A 22,719-nucleotide genomic window follows, 5' to 3' on the forward strand; every position below is an offset into this window, starting at 1 on the left:
CCCACCCCCCCGGGGGGGGGCGCCCCCCCCCGGGGGGGCGGGGGGCCCCCCCCCCGGGGGGGGCGGCCCCCCACCCCACTCGCATCGGGCCCGACCTCGCGCGCATCAGGCCTGACCCCGTTCGAAGTAGTCGATCACCTCCCGCTCGGGGGCAGGGACGTGACGGGGGCGGCCGCCGTCCCTGAGGGAGGCCGTCGCCTGCACGCCCGCCGCGACCGCCATCCGGGCCGCCACCGGCGAGGTGTCGGTGCGGCCTCCCTCGCGTACGAACCGCACGAACTCGTCGATGAGGAGCGGGTCCGCGCCGCCGTGCCCGGCGTTGTCCTGGGCCTCGGGCACGGCATGGGTCTCGTCGGCCTCGGACCGGTAGGTAGAGCGGCGGGTGTTCCACACCTTCACCTCCGCACCCGGCCCGTCGCCGAAGTTCTCCAGGCGGCCGGCGTCACCGATGACGGTGTAGTTCCGCCAGTAGTCGGGGGTGAAGTGGCACTGCTGATAAGCGGCGAGCACCCCGTTGTCCAGACGCATGTTGAGGAGAGAGACATCCTCCACGTCGATCACCGGGTTCAGCGCGCGCTGAGTGTGCGGCGGCCAATGCCCGTCCTTGGTGTACCAGTCGTCCGCCTTCGGCTCCCCCGGCGCACGCCGGTGCGGATTGTCGCCGTACACCATCAGATCACCCATGGCCTGCACGTCCCGGGCATAGCCGCCCGCCAGCCAGTGCAGGACATCGATATCGTGCGCGGCCTTCTGCAACAGAAGCCCGGTGGTGTACTGCCGCTCCGCGTGCCAGTCCTTGAAATACCAGTCCCCGCCGTACCCGACGAAGTGCCGGACCCACACCGTCTTGACCTCACCGACCGTCCCCGCACGGATCAAGTCCCGCATCAGGCGCACCACCGGCATGTGCCGCATGTTGTGCCCCACGTACAGCCGGGTGCCCGTCTCGTGGGCCGTGCGCAGGATCCGGTCGCAGTCCTCGACGGTGGTTTCCAGGGGCTTCTCGACGAAGGTCGCCTTGCCCGCCCGCAGCGCCTGGCAGGTCAGTTCCGCGTGGGTGTGGTCGGGGGTCAGGACGAGCACGGCGTCGACGTCCGGGTCTTCGATCACCTTGCGGTGATCGGCGGAGAAGGTGGCTTCGGGGAAGGCCGTGGCGGCCTCCGCACGGGCGGCCGGGTCCGGGTCCGCGAGCGCGGTGACGCGCGCTCCCCCACCTGGCCGGTGGGCGGTGCGGGCGAGGGTGCCGCGCAGCCCGTAGCCGAGGACGCCGATACGGAGGTCGTTCATGGTGCTCCTCAAGTGGGCCGTGACTTGCGGGGGTTGCTCTGTGGGCGCTGTCTCGCCGGCGTGCGGGCTCACGGATGGACGAGTACGCCCGCCAGGCCGACCCGGCCGGTGCCGGTGAGCTTCACCCGTACGAAACGGGTCGTGGTGTCGATGTCGAGCAGCGTCGGGCGCAGTGCCTTCCCTTCGACGTGGACGGTGCCGGAGTCGGTCTGCACCTCGAACCCGGCGGTGGTCATGGAGGTGTCGTTCCAGATCTCGATCTGTCCGACGTGCCGCCTGTCTCCGAGGTCGAGCTGGAGCCAGGCGCCCGGTTCCAGGAGGGTGCGGGAATCGGTCGAGGAGTTGCCGTCGACGGCCAGGTGCGCGCCCGCCGCCTGGTCGGTGGAGGACTGGGTGGCGGTCGCGGTACGGGCGAGGTCGGGGCGGAGCTGTTCCACCCGCCCTCCGCCGGCTCCGGCCGCCGCCGCGACGCGCAGGGCTTCGGCGGGCAGCCGGTCCAGGGTGGTGCGGTTGCCGCTCATGGTCGAGCCGGTGCCGGTGAGGGCGGGTGCGTCGGTGTCGGTCCAGTTGTCGCGGGCGGTGTTGCCGATGCCGTAGTCGGCCCAGTTGGAGACCCACTTGTAGCCGAGTCTGGTCAGGACGTTCCTCTCGACGGTGAGGTGCGAGGACTGTTCGTCGAGGTAGATGCCGTTGCCGTCGCGTTCGGTGTTCCCGTAGGCGGAACGGTTGATGTAGTTGCCGGAGATCACCGAGCGCGGCTGGGCGCCCTGGGTGTAGATCGCGCCGCCGTCGTGCTGGCCGTCCTGGACCCGCATGACGTCGGTGATGCGGTTGTGGGTGATCCTGTTGTCCCGCAGGACCGACTGCCGGGCCTCGGGCTGGTTCCAGCCCCAGCCGACCGAGATGCCGGAGTACGGCATCTGGTCGAGCGTGTTGTGATCAACCGTCAGTTCCGCTTCGTAGCCTGCCCAGATGCCGACCGAGTCGGTGTACTCGACGCCGGTGTGCCGGAGGGTGTTGTACGAGACGGTGTTGCGCTCCCCCGCGAGGTCCGCACCCGGGTCGGGCTCGGTGTCGCCGACGTAGAGGCCGCCGGAGGAGAGGTCGGTGAAGGTGGAACGGGTGACGGTGGAGTTCTTGGTGCCGGCCTCCAGGATCACCCCGGCCCCACCGAGATGGGTGAACCGGGCGTTCTCCACTGTCACTTGGCGCCCACCGCGCACGGTGAGGGCCGCGGCCGGCTTGGTGTAGAAGCGGCCGGCGTGGTCGACGGGACCGGTGGCGCCGGTGAGGGTCAGGCCTGCCTGGGTGCCCGCGTATCCCTCATCGGTGTCGGGCTGCCGGTAGGCGGCGTGGGCGAAGCCGATGCCGGTGATGCGGACGTCGTGGGCGCCGTCGACGCGCATCAGCTGTTCCGTGCTCGGCGCGAGGACGCGGGCGCGGCGCATGTCCTGGCCCTTGCGCGGCAGGTAGGTGACGGTGCGCGCGGCCGGGTTCCAGACGAACTCGCCTGCGGTGTCGAGGAGTTCGGGGGCGTTCTCGAAGTGGGCGACGCCGCTGTAGCGGGCGGAGTCGACGGTGGTGGAGTCCCATGCGGGCCCGGTGCGGTTCGTACCGCCGGCGGAGTTCGTCCAGCAGGGCTGGGCGAAGGTGAGGAGGTCGCCGCTGACGGAGGCGATCCGGCAGTGGTAGTTGCGCCAGCGGACCTTGACCACGGCTTCCGCGTCGGTGGGACGCTGCCAGCCGGCGATGCCGGTGGCGACCGCGCCGGTCATCCCGGTCTTCGTCGCGTCGCAGGTGCTCGCCGCACAGGGCGCGCCCTTGGCCCGTACGGCACGCTCGCCGTCGACGAAGAGCTGGCGGGGGGTGACGCCCGCCGGGACCTTCGCCGTCCAGGTGCCGCCTGCGGACCTGGCCCAGCCGGTGACCGACCGGCCGCCGGAGAGTACGGGGTGCGCTCCCCGGGCGGCGGCCCAGGTGACGCCGGAGTCGGCTTCGGTGAGGATCAGGGGGGCGGTGCGGGCGTACGTTCCGCCGGCGAGCTCGACGCGGTCGGGGCCCGCGGTGCGGCGGGCCCGGTCGCGGGCGCCCTCCAGCGAGCAGGGGCGGGCGGGGGTGCAGGCGGTACCCGAGCCGTGGGGTGCGGCGTGCAGGGCCCGGGCGGGTGCGGTGGGTGTGGCGGTTGCCGCCGACGTCGTGCCGGGGGTGGCCAGGAGCAGTGCGGCGGAGGCGGACAGGGCCGCTGCCGTGCGGAGTCTCACGATGCTGCCGTCCAATCGGGGTGGCCGGGCATGGGCGGGTTCACCGCGCCGAAGAGCCAGTCGCGCAGGAAGGGGCCGAGGCTCCGGTCGCCGGTGACCTTGACGGTGTGGGCGATGAAGTCCTCGCTGGTGACGTTGGAGTCCTTGTGGCGCTGGGGCCACAGCCGCATGACGCGGTCGAAGTCGCGGTCGCCGGCCTGCTTGCGCAGCGCGTAGAGGACGAGGGCGCCGCCGTCGTAGATGTTGGTGCCGCCGAGGGCCTTGGGGAGGCCCGGCGGGCCGTCCTTCGCGCGGATCGCGTTGAGCTTCCCGTACGTCGCCTTCATCTTGTCGACGAGCACCGACCAGCCGCGTTCCTCGCCGTAGAGGCTGCCGTAGTAGACGGCGGGGCCCTCGTTGAGCCAGGCCTGCTGCCAGTCCTTGGGGGTGACCCAGTCGCCGTACCACTGGTGGACGAGCTCGTGGACCATCGTCGTCTCGTACGTGGGGTTGCCGTCGGCGTTGGGCTTGAACCAGTTGGTGGAGAAGAGGGAGAGGGTCTGGTTCTCCAGGGCGTCGGTGTAGCCGTCGTAGAGGTGGCAGCCGTAGACGGAGAAGGGGTAGCGGCCGAACTTCGCCTCGCACCAGGCGAGATGGTCGGAGGTTCGGGCGACGATCGGCGCGTACTTCTCCTCCTGCCCCTGGGGGACGACGTGCCGCAGGGGCAGGCCGGTGCGGCTGGTGCCGTACAGGTAGGTGCCCTTGACGACGGCGATGCCGAGGAGCTCGGTGGCCATCCGCTCGCGCAGGGCGAAGTGCCAGACGGCTGAGCCGTCCGCGCGGCGGCTCCGGTGCAGCAGTTCGCCGTTGGCCGTGGCGACGAAGCCTTCCGGGGCGCTGAGGTGGAAGGTCCAGGTCGCCTTGTCGGAGGGGGTGTCGTTGCAGGGGAGGAAGGTGTCGGCGCGGGAGGACTGGGCGGCGCAGGCGAAGCCGCCGTCGGAGCCGAACTTCCAGCCGGTGAGCCCCAGTCGGGGTGCCTTGCCGTTGCCTCGGTAGCGGACCTCGACGGCGAAGGGGCGGCCCCTGTGGAGCGGGTGGCGCGGGGTGACCGTGAGTTCCTGGCCGCTCTTGCCGGCGGTGAGGGCCCACTGCGCGCCGCGCCCGTCGACGGTAACGGCGTCGATGGTGTGGCCGTCGGTGTCGAGGTTGAAGGAGGAGAGGTCCTGGGTGGCGCGCGCGGACAGCTTCACGACGCCGGTGAAGTCGTACGTCACGGGGGTGAAGTCGAAGGTCAGATCGTAGTGGAGGACCTGGTAGCCGCCGTTGCCCAGGGTCGGGAAGAGGGGGTCGCCCACGCCGTCGGAGCCCGGCCGGGGGTCGAAGCCGTGTGCGTGGGCGGTGGTGGGGGCACCGGCGACGGCTGCTGTCGCGGCGGCTGTCGTCGTGACGGCGAGGGCCAGAGCCGAGCGCCGGGTGATCACTTCTTCCCCTTCTGGAACGCCTCTTCGAACTCGCCGCGGGCCTTCTCGGCGCCCTTGGCCAGGTACTCCTTGACCAGTTGGCCGTAGGAGGACATGGGTTTGCGGCCGGCGATGATGTCCTTCAGCCAGTCACTCTTGAAGGTGTACAGACTGCCGGTGCCCAGGGAGTCCCAGGTCGGGGAGGTGTACCCCAGCGTGGGGTCCGGCAGCATCATCGGGATCATCTTCGAGTACGCCGCGTGCAGGTGGCGCACGCCCTCCTGTGAGTCCGCGCTGAAGACGGCGGGCACCGCCGAGGCGAGGAACTTCCAGGGGACGGCGATGTCCTGGGAGCCCTGCTTGGTGAGGACCGGGTTGCCCTTGGCGTCCCGGGTGTGGTCGGTGCCGGCGACGCCGTAGTTGATCAGCGTGTACTCCTCGCTGCCGAACGGGGAGGCGGCGAAGTCGGCGAGGGTGAGGAGTTGCCGGACGCGCTCCTCGGAGGCCTTTTTTATGTGCGTGTTCTGGAGGGAGAGGTTGTCCGTCCAGGTGACGGCCGCGCTGCCGACGGGGACGAAGGGGCGGGTGTCGTACTTCTTGTCGACGGCGGCCATCGTGGCGAGGTACCCGGTGCCCTGGGCGAGGTAGCTCGGCAGGCCGTCGTAGACGTAGGCGGCCTTGCCGTTCTTGTACATGTCGGTGTAGCGGCCCTTTTGGGCGCCGCTCATGGCGATGGTGCCGGGGTAGTAGCAGCCCGCCTTGTAGAGCTTCATGGCCGTTTCGACGGCGAGCCGGTACTCGGGCGTCTCCAGTTCGGTGGTGAACTTCCCGGTCTTCCCGTCCACTTTCCAGTTCAGCGGCGCTCCGGCCGACATCGCCAGCATGGTGGTCGCGCCGGCCATGATCGCGTACTGGTCCTGCTTGGGCCGGGTGAGGTCCTTGAAGAGCTCGACGAGGCGGTCCAGGCCGGTGATCTCGTCGAGGCTCTTCACTCCGGCCTGCTCGAAGAGGTCGTGGCGGTAGAAACCGGCGCCGCCCGTTCCGGTGCGGGAGATGGGGATGCCGAACAGCTTGCCGCCGAAGATCGCCGACTGCCAGGCGGCCTGCGGGATCGCCGCGAGGTTGGGGTAGTCCTTGACCTTGCCACCCGCGAGGAAGGGGGTGAGGTCCGCGCACTTGGCCCCGAGGAAGGCCGCCTTGTTGTCGACGCCGCCGGTCTCCGGGTACATGAACAGGTCGGGCAGCCGGTCGCCCGCGACCATCGTGGAGAACTTGGTGGCGTAGTCGTCGGAGGGTACGGCGGTGACGTCGACCGTGGTGCCGAGCAGCTTCTCGATCGCCTGCCAGGCGGCGTTCTTCTCCCGGCCGGGCGCGGGCGGGGCGAACGTTTCGAGCGTCACCTTGAGGGGCTGGGCACCCTTGAGCGGTGTGGCCCTGGTCGCGCGCAGCGGCTTCGCCGGGTAGCGGAAGTAGCCCTGCGGGACACCGGCCGCCGTTCCGGCCAGGTCCGGCTTGAGACCTATGTTGCGCACGGTGGTCTTCGGCAGCAGCTTGGCGCTCTTGGCCTCCGCCTTGGCCACCGTGCCGCCGTCGCCGCAGGCGGTGAGGAGCGGGGCGGCGGCCAGGCCCAGGCCGAGGCCCGCACCGAGCCGGAACAGTGCTCTGCGGTTGATCGGGGTGGAGCTCGGCATGTGGATCTCCTTGGGATCGCCGGGGGTTGGGGACCGCTCAGCCCTTGATGGCGCCGGTGAGCACGCCCTTGGTGAAGAAGCGCTGGAGGAAGGGATAGACGAGCAGGATCGGAACCACCGCGACCACCAGCACCGCCATCTGCACGGCCTGCTGCGGCGCGACGGCCTCGCCGACCGAGGAACTGGTGAGGCCCTGGCCCTGGAGGACGTAGGTGCGCAGGACCATCGGCAGCGGCCACTTCATGGCGTCGTCCAGGTACAGGAGGGCGTTGAAGAAGGCGTTCCAGTACGTGACGGCGTAGAAGAGGCTGATCACGGCGAGGACCGCCTTGGAGAGCGGCAGCACGACGCGGACCAGGATGCGGAAGTCTCCGGCTCCGTCGACGCGGGCGGCGTCGTACAGCTCCTCGGGAAGGTTCATGAAGAAGGACCGCAGCACGACCAGGTTGAAGGCGCTGACGAGGGTCGGCATGACGAGCGCCGCATAGGTGTCGTAGAGGCCGAGGCCCTTGATGAGGAGGAAGTTGGGGATGATGCCCGCGTTGAAGAGCATGGTGACCAGGGCGGTCATCAGGATGAAGCGGGATCCTGTGACATCGCGGCGGGAGAGTCCGTACGCCATGCCGATGGTGACCAGCACGCTGACGGCCGTACCGACGACGGTGATGCCGACGCTGACCAGCAGGGCCCGGGTGACGACTCCGCCGGTGAAGATCGTGCGGTAGGCGTCCAGGGTGGGATGCTCCGGCCACAGGACGAGGCCGGTGCTCTTCACGATGTCGGTCTGCGAGGCGAAACTCGTGCCGATGACACCGAGCAGCGGGTAGGCGACGGCGGCGACCACCAGGACCAGGACGACGCCCTTGAGCGTCAGGCCGATCCGGGTGGGCCTCTCCATCCAGGGCGGGCGGTCGTACGTCGCCGGGGGCTTGCGGCGCTTCGGGGGCGCGGGGACCGGGGCGGGTTCCTGAACGGGGGTGGTCTGCTCAGCGGTCAGCGCCACGGTAGATCCCTTCGTGGCCGAGGCGGTGGGCGAACGTGTTGGCGCCCAGGACGAGTGCGGTGCCGATGACGGCCTTGACGAGACCGACGGCGGCGGCCACGCCCCAGTTGTTGTCCTTGATGCCGTGGTAGTAGACGTAGGTGTCGAGGACCTCACCGGCGCCGGGTCCGACCGCGTCGCGCTGGAGCAGGATCTGCTCGAAGCCGACGGAGAGGATCTGCCCGAGGTTGAGGATCAGCAACAGGATGATCACCGGGGCGATGCCGGGCAGAGTGACGTGCCAGAGCCTGCGCCAGCGGCGGGCACCGTCGATCGCTGCGGCCTCGTACTGCTGTTTGTCGATGGAGAGCAGTGCGGCCAGGATGATGATCGTGCCCCAGCCGGCGTCCTTCCAGACCACCTGGAGGGTGAGCAGCCAGGGGAAGGCGCCCGGGTCGCTCGTCATGTCGTAGCGGGGCAGGCCGAGTTCGCCGAGCAGGTCGGGGAGGAGGCCTGCGCCGCCGAGGATCTGCTGGAAGATCGAGACGATGATGACCCAGCCGATGAAGTGGGGCAGATAGACGACGCTCTGCACGAAGCGGCGGATCCGGTCGCTCACGATGCTGTTGAGCAGCAGGGCCAGCGCGATGGGGACCGGGAAGAAGAACACCAGCTGAATGAGGGCGATCGTCAGGGTGTTGCCGGTCGCCGACCAGAAGGCGGGGTCGGCGAAGGCGCCCGCGAAGTTGCTGAGGCCCACCCAGGCGCTGTGCAGGTAGCCGAGGTAGGGCTGGTAGTCCTGGAAGGCCACGACGTAGCCGAGCAGCGGAACGTAGTGGAAGACGATGAAGTACAGCAGGCCCGGCAGGGTCAGCAGCAGCATCACCTTGTCCCGCTTGAGCCGCTGCCACAGGGACAGACGGTGTTTCTGCCGTCGCCGCTTCTGCCGCTTCTCCAGCGGCAGCGGGGGTGCTGTGTCGGCCATGGTGCGGTCCTGTTCGGCTGGGGTGACGCAGGGCGAACCTTCTGCGGCCGCAAATTAGTAAGCGGTTACCTTCGGCGTCAATACATCTGGGGAAACAGACGTACTGGATGTGTCGAGCGGGGCGCGATCCGACGGAAGGTATCGGTAACTGACAGGTCAAAACGGGGTAGTTGACCGGCCAGGAGCTTGACGGTCGGTCACCGTTCTCCCTAGCGTGCGGTCCCATCCGTAGTACACGCTTACTGTCCGGAGGCAGGGTGCGAACCACCGACCAGGTACCGGCTCGGGCCGGGACCGACACCCGCACGCCGCCCCCACGGCGACCGCGCACCGTTCTGGTCATGAACCCGGGACTCATCGACGACGTCTTCCCGCCTGAAGCGCGGGCCCGCCTGGAGGAGCTGGCCGACCTTCATGTGCCCTTCCCCCTCAAGGAGTTCACGAGTCCGCAGGCGGACGAGGCACTCGCCCGCGCCGAGGTGCTGCTCACCGGATGGGGCTGCCCCCGCATCGACGGCGCACTCCTCGAACGGGCGCCGGAACTGCGGGCGGTGATCCACGCGGCCGGCACCGTCAAGACCTTCCTGGCCCCGGCGGCGTACGAACGCGGGATCGTGGTCTCCTCGGCGGCCGAGGCGAACGCCGTACCGGTCGCGGAGTTCACCCTGGCCGCGATCATCATGGGCGCCAAGCGGGCCTTCCCGCTGGCCCAGCTCTTCCGCGCCCGGCGCACCCATCGCACCGCCGCCGACCTGGACCGCCAGCACTGGCTCGGCACCCACGGGCTCACCGTGGGGGTCGTCGGCGCGTCCAGGATCGGGCGCCGGGTGATCGAGCTGCTGCGGGTCATCGACGCGGAGGTGCTGCTGTACGACCCGTATGTGAGCGCCGCCGAGGCCGAGCAGCTCGGCGTGACATCGGCCGCCCTGGACACCCTGGTGGCGACCAGTGACGTGGTGACCGTGCACGCGCCCGACACCCCGGAGACCCGCGGGATGCTGGACGCCCGCCGGATCGCCCTGATGCGGCCCGGAACGCTGCTGGTCAACACCGCCCGCGGCCCCCTGGTGGACACCGTGGCGCTGACCGAGCACCTGGTGAGCGGGCGGCTGGACGCCGTACTGGACGTGACGGATCCTGAGCCGCTGCCCGCGGGGCATCCGCTGTGGGAGCTGCCGAACGTCTTCCTCACGCCGCACCTGGCCGGGGCGCAGGGCAACGAGGTCGGGCGGCTGGGGACACTGGCCGTCGACGAGCTCGAACGGTACGCGCACGGCGCCCCGTTCGCGCATCCGGTACGGCTGGCCGATCTGGGCAGGATCGCGTGAGCGCGGGCGCGCCACCGGCCCACGGGGACATGGCGGGTCGGCCGACGACGGGGCAGGCCATAGGCTCTGCGTCGCAGCAGATGGGACTTCAGCAGGATCAGGGGGCGGTCCGCATGCGTCGGCAGACCAGCGGTACGGGGACGGGCAGCAGCACGGGAGTGGGGCCGGGCGCCGGACCGGAGGGACAGCGGCGGGCGACGGTGACCGATGTCGCCCGGCTGGCCGGGGTGTCGACGGCGACGGTCTCGCGGGTCCTCAACCGGAACTACCCGGTGGCGACGGCGACCCGGGAGCGGGTCGAGGCGGCGATGCGTGAGCTCGGGTACGTGGTCAACGCGCACGCCCGCGCGCTGGCCGGGGTGTCGGGGCGGACCGTCGGCATCATCGTCAACGACGTCATCGACCCGTTCTACGCATACATCGCCCGGGGCGTCGAGCGTGAGGCGACACGGGGCGGCCGGCTGTGCCTGATCTGCTGCACCCAGGGAGATCCGCAGCGCGAGCTGGCCTTCATCGAGCTCATGCACGAGCGCAGGGCGGATGCCGTGGTCGTCGTCGGCGGCAGCGTCGCAGACCGCGGCTACACCTCCGAACTCGCGCGCAGGGCGAGGGAGTTGGAGGCAGACGGGTCGAAGCTGGTGCTGTGCGGCCGCCCTCCTCTCGGCGAACCGACACCGGCCGCTTCGGTCGAGTACGACAACGAGGGCGGCGCCTTCGCGATCACCGACCACCTGCTGACGCAGGGGCACGAACGGATCCTGTACCTGGGCGGGCCGCCCAGGCTCTCCACCACGCGCGACCGGCTCGCCGGGTACCGCAGGGCACTGAAGCTGCGGGGCCTGGAACCGGACCCACAGCTGGCTCAACCGGGAGCTTTCAGCCGCCAGTTCGGCTACCGGCGGATGACTGAACTGCTGCGGGAGGCACCGGACTTCACGGCTGTCTTCGCCGCCAACGACATCGTGGCCGCGGGCGCCGCCCAGGCGCTGGAGGAGGCCGGGGTGCGGGTGCCCGACGACATGTCACTGGTGGGCTACGACGACATTCCGGTGGCGCAGGAGCTGCGTCCCCGGCTCACCACCGTGCACATCCCGCTGGAGGAGATGGGCCGTCAGGCGGTGCGCCTCGCGGTCGGCGGTGGCGACCAGGACGACTGGCGCGAGCCGGTCAGCGGCGCGGTACGGCTGGGGACGCATGTCGTCGTACGCGATTCCGTGGCACCGGTCTCCGGGCGGGGCGCCTCGCAGTGAGCGGTTGCTCCGTCGGGTGACGCTCCTTTTCCTTCCGCCCCATAGAAAACGACAGAAACATTCCGGTCCCTCTTGCGGCCGGACAGCAACCGCTTACATGCTGGCGCGCAGCCCGTACGCACCTGAACCCCTCACCCCGCAGGGAGAGTTCCGCATGCGCACTTCCGCTTCCTCCTTCAGCAATTCCGGCTCCGCCTCCTCGGCTGCCCGCTCCGGCTCATCGGCCGGCTACTCCGGCTCCTCGGCCGCCCGCTCCGGCTCCGCCATCTCGTCCTTGGGCCGCCGTTCCGTACTGGCCGCCGGTGCCGGGGCCCTCGCAGCTCTGGGCACGGGGGCTTTTGCCCACGCCGCGCCCCCCGGCCGTCGTCGTCCCGCCGGCGGTCGTCGCGGCCCGACGACCGTCACCGTGACCGCCCGTCCGGCCGCCGAGCCGGAGCGGCTACGGCTCGGGCAGGCACTGCGCGGCAGCGAGTTCACCCCGACCGGGCTGTACGTCGCGCCGGGCGCCCCGCTCTCGCTCACGGTCGAGCCGCACCACGGACTCGTGCCCACCCTGTGGGTCGGAGCCTGGGACTACTACGGCGAGATCACCCAGCCGCGCAGCCACCCGCTGGTGGCCGGTGCCAACACGGTCACCGATCCGCACGGCGGACCCGTCTACCTCACCCTCGTCGGCCGGGGCGAGAGTGCCTCGGTGTCCTTCGGACCGGGCGCGGCGGCGATGCCGGTCTTCGTACTGGGCCGCAGCACCGAGGCCGGGTTCCAGCAGCAGCTCGACACCCGTACCGCCGTCCCGTACGTCGAACTGCACGCCCCGAACACGATCATGACGCTCAGCCGCGAGGGCGCACTGCTGTACCGGAACGAGGACCATGCGGCGCTGCTCCGCCTGGTCGAGACGATCGTCGACTCGCACGCCCGGATCAGTGGCCTCGACGGCTCGAAACCCGTGCACCGGCGCAAGGCGGGCCCGTACCACTTCACCGAGGTCACCAAGGTGCCGAGCGGGGTCGGCGCGTACGCCACGCACGGCTACAACGGGTTCCCGCGCGCCTATCTCGACCGGGCGACGACCGTGGAGGGCCTGCGCACCCGGGGGTGGGGGCTCTACCACGAACTCGGCCATCTTCACCAGCAGTTCGCGTACAAGCCGGGCGGGATGACCGAGGTCACGGTGAACATCTACTCGCTCGCCGCACAGCGCACCCTGGGGCAGCCCTCCAACCTCCTCACCGTCGACGCGGCGACGGGCCTCAACCCTTTCCGGTCCGCGCGGGGGAAATTCGGCACGGCGGGGCTCAGCTACGAGAAGTCGTTCGGCGCGTACGAGAAGCTCGTGCCGCTGCGCCAGCTGGAGCTGGCCTACGGCGACGACTTCTGGCCCCGGCTGCACAGGCTGGTGCGGGAGGAGAACCCGCAGTCGTCGTACACCGAGGACGCCAAGCGCTACCGCGCGCTGGCCACGTACGCCAGCCGGATCGCGGGCCACGACCTCAGCGACTTCTTCGTGCACACCTGGGCCTTCCCCATCGACGCCACCGGCAGGGCCGAACTGGCCGCGCTGAACCTGCCGCGGCCGGCCGTCGACCCGAGCACCCTGGAGGACTGACATGAGCGGAGCCAGCCCCACCACACCCGACGGGACGCGCGGCGCGCTCTCCCGGCGTGCTCTGCTCGTGGCGGGATCGGCAGCGGCGGTCCTGCCGGCGACCGCCCTTGCCGGGGCCACCCCGGCGCACGCCGCCGAGGGCCGGGCGGCGCCCGTCGAAGACGCCTTCGACCCACTGCTCGACCGGGCGCGGCAGCTTCTGACCGGCGGCTCCTTCGACGGTGCCGACCCCGACTTCCGTGCCGCGCTCACCTCGCTCGACACCGCGGCGGCTGACCTCTGGCAGCAGCTCGACCGGGCGGCCGGACGGACCGCCCTCTGGGCGGACCTCTCCCCCGTCACCGACCCCGGCAACTTCGGCCAGAGCTACACCCGGCTGCGTACCGTCGCCACCGCCTGGGCCACCTCCGGCGCCGCGCTCGGCGGGAGCCCGGAGGTCGCGTCCGCGCTGGTGGCGGCGCTGCGTTTCCTGCACGACACCGCGTACAACGCGGCGAAGCGCGAGAGCGGCAACTGGTGGTTCTGGGAGATCGGCGCACCTCGGGCGCTCCTGGACAGCTGTGTGCTGCTGCGCGGCCGGATCCCCTCCGCCGACCTCGCCGCGTATCTGGCGACGGTCGACCGCTTCTGCCCGGACGCGGACCGCCGCACCAACTCTCCCACCCTCGCCGAGACCGGGGCCAACCGCGCCGACAAGGCGGTGATCGTGGCGCTGCGCGGGCTGCTCGGCCGGGACACGGCACGGGTCGCGCTCGCGCGGGACGGTCTGTCGGACGTACGGGACGGCGGGCGGAGCAGCCTCTTCCGGTACGCCTCTTCGGGCGACGGCTTCTACCCGGACGGCTCGTTCGTCCAGCACGGGTCCGTGGCCTACACCGGTACGTACGGAAACGTCCTGCTCGGGGGCGCGGCGTACCTGATCGCCCTGCTGGCGGGGTCGACCTGGTCGGTCGACGACCCGCAGGTGTCGGTGATCTACGAGGCGGTGGAGCGGTCCTTCGCCCCGGTGCTGTTCGACGGGCTGATGATGGACGCCGTGCGCGGCCGGGCGATCTCGCGCGAGCGGGCCGTCGACCACGTCGACGGCGCGGCGACGGTGTCCAGCATCGTCCTGCTGGCCACCGGCGCTCCGGCCGGGTACGCCGCTCGCTGGCGGTCGCTGGCCAAGGGGTGGATCGAGCGCAACCGCTCCACCCCGTACACCGCGCTCGCCTCCCTGCCCCAGCTCGTGCGGGCGAAGGCACTGCTGGAGGATCCGTCGCTCCCCGCCGCCGGGCGTTCCACCGGGCACTTCGTCTTCGCCGACATGGACCGGGTGGTGCACCGCTGCCCCCGCTGGGCCTTCGCCCTGTCGCTGTCCTCGCGGCGCATCGCCGCGTACGAGGCGGGCAACGGGGAGAACCTGCACGGGTGGTACACCGGCGACGGCATGACGTACCTGTACGGCGGGGACGACCCGGCGCAGTTCGGCGACGGCTTCTGGCCGACCGTCGATCCGTACCGGCTGCCGGGCACCACGGTCGACACCCGCCGGCGCGCGGACCTCGGCACCGGGGGTGGTACGAGTACCTACCGGCCGGTGAACGCCGTCGCGGGCGGGGCCGTCCTGGACGGCCGGTACGGCGCGTCCGCGATGGAACTCGCCGCGCAGGGCAGCACCCTGCGGGCCAGGAAGTCCTGGTTCTTCCTCGACGACGCGGTGCTCGCGCTCGGTTCGGGGATCACCGCGGGCGACGGCCGCACCGTCGAGACGATCGTCGAGAACCGCAGCCTGCACGCGAGCGGCACCGCCCGGCTGCTGGTGGACGGTGTCCGCCGGTCCACCGCACTCGGCGGGCCCGCCGAGAACCGGACCGCGCGCTGGGCTCACATCGAGGGCGTGGGCGGCTATGTCTTCCCCGGCAGGACGTCGCTGCACACCCTGCGCGAGCAGCGCACCGGCTCCTGGCGCGACCTCAACACGGGTGCCGACACCGGAGGCTCCACCACTCCGCTCTCCCGCCGCTACCTCACTCTCTGGCTCGACCACGGCATGTCCCCGACCGCCGCTTCCTATGCGTACACCCTGCTGCCCGGCGCATCCGCCGCGGCCACCGCGGCCTGGCAGTTGTCCCGGCCGGTGCACATCGTCGCCAACGACGCGGAGGTCCAGGCGGTGGAGGCGCGGCGGCTCGGTCTCACCGCCGTCACGTTCTGGCAGCCGGGCAGCGCGGCGGGGATCACTTCGTCGGGGCCCGCCTCCGTTCTCGTCCGGCGCCGGCCGGGCTCCCTGTCGGTGGCGGTCGCCGACCCCGGGCGCACGCAGACCACGCTCACGCTGCGACTTCCCTTCGCCGCACGGTCGGTGGTCTCCGCCGACGACACGGTGCGGGTGACTCCCGGCCGCCGTCCGGTCCTCACCGTGACGGTCGGCGGCTCCCGGGGCCACACCCACCGGGCCGAGCTCCGCTGACCCCGTCCCCCCCGGGCACACGCGCCCGGGGGGGCTCCTGCCCCAGAACAACGCCCCCCATGAACAACGCCCCTCACCAGCACCTCCCCGAGGAGAGCAGTACACCGTGTCCGTTCCCCCGCACCTCTTCCTCCCTCCGACCGACCGCGTCCTCTCCCCCCGCACCGGGTGGACGCGCGCCCACTGGGAGGCGGTCGCCGACCGGATGCTGGAGGCGCTCGTCCCGTACGCCACCCCGGGGTTCGCGCAGTACCGGCTGCCGGGCCGGGGCAGCTGGTCGGGGGTCGTCTCGGACGGGCTCGAAGGGTACGCGCGCTCCTTCCTGCTGGCCTCCTTCCGCATCGCGGGGGCGGGCGGTGAGGTGAATCCCCACCTGATCGAAAGGTACGCGCAGGGTCTGACAACGGGCACCGACCCAAACTCCCCGGAGGCCTGGCCCCGGCTCACCGACTGCTCCCAGCAGATGGTCGAGGCCGCTTCCGTCGCGATCGCCCTGCACGAGACCCGCCCCTGGATCTGGGACCTGCTCGACCCCCGGGTCCAGGAGCGGGTGGTCGACTGGTTCTCCGGCTTCGTCGGCGGCCGCACCTGGGACAACAACTGGCGGCTCTTCCAGGTGGTGTCCGAGCAGTTCCTGGCCTCGGTGGGCGCCCCGCACAGCCGCTCCGACATCGAGGGCGGCCTCGACCGTATCGAGGACTGGTACGTCGGTGACGGCTGGTACACCGACGGCGACGGCCGGAATTTCGACTACTACACCGGCTGGGCCCTGCACCTGTACCCGCTGCTGTGGTCCCGGATCGCGGCCTCCACGGAGGGTGCCGACGGCGGCCGCACCGAGGTCTACCAGGAGCGGCTCACCGCGTTCCTCACCACCTACCCGCACTTCTTCGGCGCCGACGGCTCCCCCGTCCACCAGGGCCGCTCGCTGGCCTACCGGTTCGCCGCGCTCGCTCCCGTCTGGATGGGCGCGCTCGCCGACTGCAGCCCGCTCGCCCCCGGTCTCACCCGGCGGCTGGCCTCAGGGACGGTGCGCCACTTCGCCGAGCGCGGGGTGCCCGACGAACGCGGGCTGCTCACGCTCGGCTGGTACGGCACGTTCCTGCCGAGCACCCAGCCGTACTCGGGCCCCGCCTCCCCGTACTGGGCGAGCAAGGGCTTCCTCGGTCTGCTGCTGCCCGCGGAGCACCCGGTGTGGACCGAACGCGAACAGCCGCTCCCCATCGAGGAATCCGACCAGTACACGGCCCTGCCCGCCCCCGGCTGGCTGCTGCACGGCACCCGGCACGACGGCATCGTCCGGCTGGTCAACCACGGCAGCGACCACAACCCGCCCGAGGGTCCGGGCGAGGACGATCCGCACTACGCCAAGCTCGGCTACTCCTCGGCCACGGCTCCCGACGCGGCACCGCACGCCTGGACCCGCCAGGTCGACAACCACCTCGCGGTGCTCGCCCCCGACGGCACGCCCTCGCGCCGCCGCCGGATCCTGCCGCTGCGCTGCGAGGGCCGCATCGCCGCCTCCGCGTACGAGGACGGGCCCTGCCGGGTGGAGACGACGAGTGTGCTGCACGGCCCGTGGGAGGTGCGGGTGCACCGGGTGAGTGCTCCCGAGGGGTACACCGTGCGCGAGGGCGCTCACGCCGTGGCGGAGCTGTGCCGCCCGGATGCCGAGACCGGTGCGGGGTGGGCCCTGGCCCGCGACTCCAACGGGCTGACCAGCGCGATCGTCGCCCTGTACGGCTGGGAGGAAGCCCCTGCCCCCGAGGCGACGGCCACCGAGGCGACGGCGCGGGTCGAGCGCGACGTGGAGGCCAACGCGCACGGCCCGCACTCCGCCACGCCGACCCTGCGCCGTACCCTCCGCGCGGCAGGCCCGGCGCTCCTCGTCTCCCTGGTGGCTCTCACCCGCGACACGGTCCACCCGTCCGCGCTGCGCGAGGCGGTGTCGGTGTCTGCCACCGCCGACGGCGTACGGCTGGCCTTTCCCGACGGGACCGTGGTGGAGGTCTGAGAAGGGCTCGGAGCCGGTGGCCGGTGTCCCACCCCTCGCGCGTCAGGCCGCCGCTGCCCGCAGCGCGCCGCGCGCCGGCAGCACGCTCGCGGTGAGAGCGAGCAGCAGGCAGCCACCGACCGCCCCCAGCACCGGTGTCCACGGAATCACCAGTTCCACCGGGATGCCGAGGGTGCCGCTGAGGCCGGCGCGGATACCGAGCAGGGACGGCAGTGCGACCAGGCCGCCGAGCAGGGTGCCGAGGGCGACGACGAGTACGGTCTCGCCCGCGACCGCGCCCAGTACTTGACGCGGGGCGGCGCCGGAGAGGCGCAGCACCCGGAAGTCGCCGAGGCGGTCGGTGGTGGCCATCAGGAGGGTGTTGGCGATCGCGATGCCGGTGTAGCCGGCGGACATGGCGACCAGGAGGAGGGTGAAGATCTCGACGAGGCGGTCCTCCTCGGCGTCGGCGCGGCCCGCGTAGAGGGCCACGGCCATCTCCCGGGTGCCCGGCGGCAGGGTGGCGGGGCCGGTGCGGTAGACGGCTTCGGTGAGTGCCGAGGGGTCGTGTGCACGTACCGTCGCACGGCTCAACAGGGCCTGGTACGGGGCTGATCGGTCGGCCAGTACGGCGACCACCCGCAGCCGTTCGGTACGGCCGTCCTCGAAGGTGAAGCCGGACGGCAGGGCTCTGCGAACGGATTCCGTGACCGCGATGGTGCCCGGTGCGTCCAGTGCGGCGAGCGAGCCGGAGACAAGCGTGAGGCGGGGATGTGCGGCGGTGAAGGCGGCGGGGTCGACGCCCGACGCGGTAAGCGGCCCGGCGGCTGTGTGGAGGGTGGTGGGCAGGAGTGCGGCGCCCTCGATGCGTGCCGCGATGGCGTCGCTCAGGCCGGGGGTGCCGTCGGGGACGACGGCCGCTTCCGCGCGGATCGATACGGCTTCCTCCGTGCGGTAGGACTGTGCGGAGGTCTGGGTGTTGCCGGTGATGAGGACGACGAAGCCGAGGGTGGCGAGGACGGGTGCGACGGTCGACGCGGTACGCCGGACAGCGGTCCGGACACCCTCGCGGACCAGGAGTGCGGTGGGCCCGCCGTACCGCACCAGGGGCAGCGTGACGAGGCGTACCAGGGGTGGCAGCAGGGCCGGGGTGAGCAGGGTGACGCCGGTGATCAGGCCGACGGCGGTGCCGAGCGCGAGGGTGATCATGTCGGTGGGCTCCGCGCTCGCGGAGGCGACGGCCGCCCCGCAGCCCAGGGCGGTGAGGCCGAGGCCGGTGAGGAGGCGCCCCCGGGAGAGCGGCCGGTCGTCGACGGCTGCCTCGCGCAGTGCCTCCAGTGGGGCGATCCGGGCCGCCCGCCGGGCCGCCGACCACACTCCGGCCAGCGCGACGCCGAGCCCGGCGGCCCAGGCGGCGGGAGGAACCCAGAGCGCCTGGCGCACCTCGAACCCCTCCGGCTGGAAACCCGTGTCCACCAGGAGGGTGCCGAGCGCGGGCGCGAGCAGCGCGCCGAGGACCGCTCCGGCGGCGGCGCCGACCGCACCGACGCACAGGGCCTCGGCGTACAGCATCCGGCGAAGCTGCTTCGGGGTGGCGCCCAGGGTCCTCAACAGGCCGAGTTCGCGGCGGCGTTGGGTCACGCCGAAGGCGAAGGTGGAGGAGACCACGAAGACGGTGACGAAGCCGGAGAGGGCGGCCATGGCGGCGAGCACCTGGGCGCCGATCCATCGGGTCTTCTCGTCCTGCACCGGGGCGAGCGCGTCCCTCGCGTCTCCGGTGAGGACGGCCCCCGCCGTGCCGACGGTCTTCGAGGCGGCTGCCGCGACGGTGGCCGGATCCGCCCCTGCGTCAAGCAGCAGACCGATCACACGTACGCCGCCGGAGAGGGCGGCCGCGCGGGTGTCGGTGAGGTAGTAGCCGCGGCCCTCGACGGTGCCGGAGACGGTGTGGGGCTGGGTGCCCCTGGCGGTGAGGAGGCTGATCCGCTCTCCCGGCTTCCTCCCCAACTCGCTTGGCACGACGACCTCTTGGGGGCCACGCGGCCCTCGCCCCGACGTCAACGCGTACGGGGCGAGGGCCGCACCGGCCCATGCGTGGCCCCGCCGCTCCCCCGCCTGCTGCTCGTCGAGAGGACGCCCGTCCTCCCGTACCGCCTGGGCGGCGAAGGCCCGGTCGGGGACGGCCTGCCGGACCCCGGGCAGGGCGCCCAGCGTGCGGGTCAGTTCGCGGGTGCGCTCCGGGGACCACGGGGGCCGGTCGACGAAGGCGCCCTCGGCCGATGCGGCTTTCGGCGCCTGTACGAGGACGGGGCTGCCCGCGTATCTGTCGGGCACCCCACTGCCCCCCGACAGCAGGATGAGCACGCTCGCACAGAGGATGGCGACCCCCAGGGACAGGGCGACCAACGACCCGGCGAAGGCGGTCCGGCGTTCACGCACGGCGGCGAGGGCGAACGAGAGCGGAGGCATGGCGTGGGTGCGGGGGCGGCTCTTCCCCGGCGGGGCGCTCCTGCCGGCTTCCCCGGGCCGGGTGTTCATCCCGGCCCTTCCCGGTCGGCTGCTCATGCCTGCTCCTCCAGTACCGCCATGCGCGAAGCGATGGCCTCCGCCTTCGATCGGGTGGGGAGCTCGTCGGCGATCCTGCCGTCGGCGAGGAGGATGACCCGGTCCGCGTAGGAAGCGGCCGCCGGGTCGTGGGTCACCATGATCACGGTCTGTCCGTGCTGGTCGACCAGGCCGCGCAGGAGGCCCAGGACGGTCCGGGACGACTTGGTGTCGAGGGCGCCGGTGGGCTCGTCGGCGAAGAGGACGGCGGGCCGGGAGATCAGGGCGCGGGCGAGGGCGACGCGTTGCTGCTGGCCGCCCGAGAGCTGCGAGGGCCGGTGGGAGGCCCGGTCGGCGAGGCCCACTTCGGCGAGTGCGGCGGCGAGGGACGCCGGGTCGGGGCGGTGGCCCGCGAGGAGGAGGGGCAGGGCGACGTTCTGGGCTGCGGTGAGCGAGGAGACCAGGTTGAGGGCCTGGAAGACGAAGCCGACCCGGTCGCGGCGCAGCAGGGTGAGGGCGCTCTCGTCGAGCCCGTCGAGGGAGGTGCCGTCGAGGGTGACGCTGCCGGAGCTGGGGCGGTCGAGGCCGGCCGCGCACTGGAGGAGGGTGGACTTGCCGGATCCGGAGGGGCCCATCACGGCGGTCATGGTGCCCGCGCCGAAGGCCAGGGTGACGCCGTCGAGGGCGGTCACGGTGCGCTCGCCGGTTCCGAACTGCTTGGTGAGTGCGTCCAGTTGGACGGGAAGGGTGCCAGGAATGGCATCCGGCTTGGGAGTGGTCTGTGTGTGCGTCGGCATGCCACCGAGTCAACTCACCCGCGGGACCGGGCACATGCGTGCGGGCGCTAGTCCCGGTACTCCACCCAGCACTACTGTACGGCCGCCGCACTGCCGCTACTCTCGGCCGGATGATCAGCCGAAACGCCCTGGAGGCGCTGACCCGTCACCCCGTGGGCTTCCTCCGCTCGTCGTGGCCCTGGCGCGCTCTTGCCCACCTGCTCTCGGGCGGGCTGCTCGGGGTGGCCGCGTGGCTCGCGGTGGCCGGGGCCGTGGCCGCCAGGGAGCGGATCGGGCTCGGGGTGGCCGTGGTGTGCGCACTGCTGGTGCTGGCCCTGGTGGGGGCGCTGGCGGGTCCGGTGGAGCGGTGGCGGCTGCGGTGGGTGGATCCGGACGCCGGCCCTGCCCGGCAGTCGTTGGGTACCCCTGCCGGACTGCGGGGCGCTGTGTACGGGGCGGCGTCCGTACTGGCGGTCGGCTGGGCGGATCTGGCCCTGGTACTGGTCGCGTTGGGGATCCCGGGAGTGCTCCTGCTCACGCCGTTCCAGCCCGATGCGGCGCCCTGGGCCGTGGTGGGCGGGCCGGTGGCCGGGGTGCTGCTACTGCCGGTGGCCGCGTATCCGATTGCCGCCTGGGCGGGGGTCCGGGGTGCGCTGTCCCGTGCCGTACTGGCCCCGCAGGACGCCGAGTTGACCGAGGTACGGGCTTCCAGGGCGCGCCTGGTGGACGCCTACGAGGCGGAACGGCGGCGCATCGAGAGGGACTTGCACGACGGGGCGCAGCAGCGCCTGGTGGCCCTGACGATGAAACTGGGCCTGGCCGGAATGGATCTGGCCGCCCTGGATCTCCCGGCCGGTTCGGACGCCGCGCGGGAAGTGGCGGAGGCCCATGCGTTGGCGAAGGAGGCGCTGAGTGAGCTGCGGGAGCTGATCCGAGGCGTGCATCCCCAGGTGCTGACGGAGCGGGGGCTGCCCGCGGCGGTGCGGGACGTGGCGGGCCGGTCCCCCCTCCCGGTCGACACCGACCTCCACCTCCCGTACCGGCTACCGGAGTCGGTGGAGGTCGCGGCGTACTTCGCGGTCTGCGAGGCCCTCACCAACACCGCCCGGCACAGCGCCGCCACCCGCGTCCGCGTCTTTGGGCACCTGACCTCGGGCACCCTGAGGATCGAGGTGTACGACGACGGGCGCGGCGGCGCGGACCCGGCGGCCGGATCGGGGCTGACGGGGCTGGCGGACCGGGTGGCGGCGGTGGACGGCAGGATGCTGGTGTCGAGCCCGGCGGGCGGGCCGACGCTGCTCCGGGTGGAGATTCCGGTGGCCGGCACGGCGATGTACGACGCGGCACCGCAGGAGACCCGCGCGAAGGACACATCCGCGCACGACACAGCGACGGAGGCAGCCTCGTGCGGAGCTTGAGAGTGGTGCTGGCGGAGGACGCGGTGCTGCTTCGGGAGGGCCTGGTCGGTCTGCTCGAAAGGTTCGGGCACTCCGTGCCGGCCGCCGTCGGTGACGGTCCCTCCCTGGTCGCGGCAGCCCAGGAGCACCGGCCGGACCTGGTGATCGTCGATGTGCGGATGCCGCCCCGCTTCACGGACGAGGGCCTGCGCGCCATCCGTGAACTCCAGTGCGTGCAACCGGCGTTGTCCGCCCTGGTGCTGAGTCAGTACGTCGAGCAGACCTTCGCCGAGGAGTTGCTGGAGGCTCGGCACGGGGCGGGTACCGGATACCTGCTCAAGGACCGGATCGGTGACGTCGAGGAGTTCATGGACGCGGTGACGCGGGTCGCCGACGGCGGCATGGTCGTCGACCCCGAGGTGGTGAGGCAGTTGCTCGCGCGCCGCCGGGACCCACTCTCGCGGCTGACCGCACGCGAGCGGGAGGTGCTCGGCCTGATGGCGGAGGGCCGGTCCAACTCGGCGCTCGCCCGGGCCCTCGTCGTCACGGAGGCGGCGGTCGCCAAGCATATCGCGAGCATCCTCCAGAAGCTCGACCTGCCGCCCGCCCCCGACGACCATCGCAGGGTGCTGGCGGTACTGGCCGCTCTGCGGGGCTGAGAACCGGCGCCCGGACCGGACTCCCGGGGCCTGCGCGGCCGGGACCCACGGGGTCGATGTCACATC

The 22,719-nt window shown here is 72.0% G+C and carries 15 protein-coding genes; 7 read left to right on the top strand and 8 right to left on the bottom strand.

Annotation, left to right across the window (positions count from 1 at the left end):
- Positions 1-105: 105 nt before the first annotated feature.
- The 6 genes from ACIA73_RS20525 to ACIA73_RS20550 all read right to left on the bottom strand — a co-directional run bounded on the left by ACIA73_RS20525 (position 106) and on the right by ACIA73_RS20550 (position 8,645).
- On the bottom strand, positions 106-1,287 hold the full coding sequence (locus ACIA73_RS20525; protein WP_399440028.1) for a Gfo/Idh/MocA family protein: 1,182 nt from the start codon (positions 1,285-1,287) through the stop codon (positions 106-108).
- A 68-nt stretch (positions 1,288-1,355) separates the two neighbouring features.
- Complete coding sequence (locus ACIA73_RS20530; RefSeq protein WP_399440029.1) at positions 1,356-3,548, bottom strand: right-handed parallel beta-helix repeat-containing protein; 2,193 nt, start codon at positions 3,546-3,548, stop codon at positions 1,356-1,358.
- A complete protein-coding gene (locus tag ACIA73_RS20535; RefSeq protein WP_399440030.1) occupies positions 3,545-5,008 on the bottom strand; it encodes a M1 family metallopeptidase in 1,464 nt (487 codons plus the stop codon). Before ACIA73_RS20535 ends, ACIA73_RS20530 begins: the two co-directional genes overlap by 4 nt.
- Positions 5,005-6,678: an extracellular solute-binding protein gene (locus ACIA73_RS20540; RefSeq protein WP_399440031.1), complete on the bottom strand. Its 1,674-nt coding sequence runs from the start codon at positions 6,676-6,678 to the stop codon at positions 5,005-5,007. The genes ACIA73_RS20535 and ACIA73_RS20540 overlap by 4 nt, the downstream gene beginning before the upstream one ends.
- 37 nt (positions 6,679-6,715) lie before the next feature.
- Positions 6,716-7,576, bottom strand: coding sequence for a carbohydrate ABC transporter permease (locus ACIA73_RS20545; RefSeq protein ID WP_399440131.1), 861 nt, complete (start codon positions 7,574-7,576; stop codon positions 6,716-6,718).
- Positions 7,577-7,664: 88 nt separating this feature from the next.
- Positions 7,665-8,645: an ABC transporter permease gene (locus tag ACIA73_RS20550; protein ID WP_399440032.1), complete on the bottom strand. Its 981-nt coding sequence runs from the start codon at positions 8,643-8,645 to the stop codon at positions 7,665-7,667.
- 341 nt (positions 8,646-8,986) lie between these two features.
- Between ACIA73_RS20550 and ACIA73_RS20555 the strand changes: the two genes are divergently transcribed.
- From ACIA73_RS20555 to ACIA73_RS20575, 5 genes are all read left to right on the top strand, one after another.
- Positions 8,987-9,973, top strand: a complete 987-nt coding sequence (locus ACIA73_RS20555) for a hydroxyacid dehydrogenase (protein ID WP_399440033.1) — start codon at positions 8,987-8,989, stop codon at positions 9,971-9,973.
- A 113-nt stretch (positions 9,974-10,086) separates the two neighbouring features.
- Entirely contained in the window at positions 10,087-11,223 is a 1,137-nt protein-coding gene (locus ACIA73_RS20560; RefSeq protein WP_399440034.1) for a LacI family DNA-binding transcriptional regulator, read from the top strand.
- A gap of 154 nt (positions 11,224-11,377) precedes the next feature.
- Complete coding sequence (locus ACIA73_RS20565) at positions 11,378-12,832, top strand: M60 family metallopeptidase (protein WP_399440035.1); 1,455 nt, start codon at positions 11,378-11,380, stop codon at positions 12,830-12,832.
- Position 12,833: 1 nt separating this feature from the next.
- Entirely contained in the window at positions 12,834-15,284 is a 2,451-nt protein-coding gene (locus ACIA73_RS20570; RefSeq protein WP_399440037.1) for a polysaccharide lyase 8 family protein, read from the top strand.
- 106 nt (positions 15,285-15,390) lie between these two features.
- Positions 15,391-17,298, top strand: coding sequence for a DUF2264 domain-containing protein (locus ACIA73_RS20575; protein WP_399440039.1), 1,908 nt, complete (start codon positions 15,391-15,393; stop codon positions 17,296-17,298).
- A gap of 42 nt (positions 17,299-17,340) precedes the next feature.
- Here ACIA73_RS20575 and ACIA73_RS20580 read toward each other — a convergent pair whose 3' ends face one another.
- Positions 17,341-19,842, bottom strand: coding sequence for an FtsX-like permease family protein (locus tag ACIA73_RS20580; RefSeq protein ID WP_399440040.1), 2,502 nt, complete (start codon positions 19,840-19,842; stop codon positions 17,341-17,343).
- Positions 19,839-20,618: an ABC transporter ATP-binding protein gene (locus tag ACIA73_RS20585; RefSeq protein WP_399440041.1), complete on the bottom strand. Its 780-nt coding sequence runs from the start codon at positions 20,616-20,618 to the stop codon at positions 19,839-19,841. Before ACIA73_RS20585 ends, ACIA73_RS20580 begins: the two co-directional genes overlap by 4 nt.
- A 110-nt stretch (positions 20,619-20,728) precedes the next feature.
- Here ACIA73_RS20585 and ACIA73_RS20590 point away from each other — a divergent pair, with 110 nt between their 5' ends.
- Together ACIA73_RS20590 and ACIA73_RS20595 are read left to right on the top strand one after the other, a co-directional pair.
- Positions 20,729-22,015, top strand: a complete 1,287-nt coding sequence (locus ACIA73_RS20590; RefSeq protein WP_399440042.1) for a sensor histidine kinase — start codon at positions 20,729-20,731, stop codon at positions 22,013-22,015.
- Complete coding sequence (locus tag ACIA73_RS20595) at positions 22,003-22,653, top strand: response regulator (RefSeq protein WP_399440043.1); 651 nt, start codon at positions 22,003-22,005, stop codon at positions 22,651-22,653. The genes ACIA73_RS20590 and ACIA73_RS20595 overlap by 13 nt, the downstream gene beginning before the upstream one ends.
- The last annotated feature ends 66 nt before the right edge of the window (positions 22,654-22,719 follow it).

It is taken from the genome of Streptomyces sp. NPDC051561 (assembly GCF_044454195.1).
GTDB lineage: Bacteria > Actinomycetota > Actinomycetes > Streptomycetales > Streptomycetaceae > Streptomyces.

What these genes read in the sequence shown, in the direction of transcription:
- ACIA73_RS20585 (WP_399440041.1), bottom strand. Translation starts at nt 20,618, where the DNA reads ATGCCGACGCACACACAGACCACTCCCAAGCCGGATGCCATTCCTGGC.
- ACIA73_RS20540 (WP_399440031.1), bottom strand. Translation starts at nt 6,678, where the DNA reads ATGCCGAGCTCCACCCCGATCAACCGCAGAGCACTGTTCCGGCTCGGT.
- ACIA73_RS20565 (WP_399440035.1), top strand. Translation starts at nt 11,378, where the DNA reads ATGCGCACTTCCGCTTCCTCCTTCAGCAATTCCGGCTCCGCCTCCTCG.
- ACIA73_RS20550 (WP_399440032.1), bottom strand. Translation starts at nt 8,645, where the DNA reads ATGGCCGACACAGCACCCCCGCTGCCGCTGGAGAAGCGGCAGAAGCGG.
- ACIA73_RS20545 (WP_399440131.1), bottom strand. Translation starts at nt 7,576, where the DNA reads ATGGAGAGGCCCACCCGGATCGGCCTGACGCTCAAGGGCGTCGTCCTG.
- ACIA73_RS20560 (WP_399440034.1), top strand. Translation starts at nt 10,087, where the DNA reads ATGCGTCGGCAGACCAGCGGTACGGGGACGGGCAGCAGCACGGGAGTG.
- ACIA73_RS20590 (WP_399440042.1), top strand. Translation starts at nt 20,729, where the DNA reads ATGATCAGCCGAAACGCCCTGGAGGCGCTGACCCGTCACCCCGTGGGC.
- ACIA73_RS20580 (WP_399440040.1), bottom strand. Translation starts at nt 19,842, where the DNA reads ATGAGCAGCCGACCGGGAAGGGCCGGGATGAACACCCGGCCCGGGGAA.
- ACIA73_RS20525 (WP_399440028.1), bottom strand. Translation starts at nt 1,287, where the DNA reads ATGAACGACCTCCGTATCGGCGTCCTCGGCTACGGGCTGCGCGGCACC.
- ACIA73_RS20555 (WP_399440033.1), top strand. Translation starts at nt 8,987, where the DNA reads ATGAACCCGGGACTCATCGACGACGTCTTCCCGCCTGAAGCGCGGGCC.
- ACIA73_RS20570 (WP_399440037.1), top strand. Translation starts at nt 12,834, where the DNA reads ATGAGCGGAGCCAGCCCCACCACACCCGACGGGACGCGCGGCGCGCTC.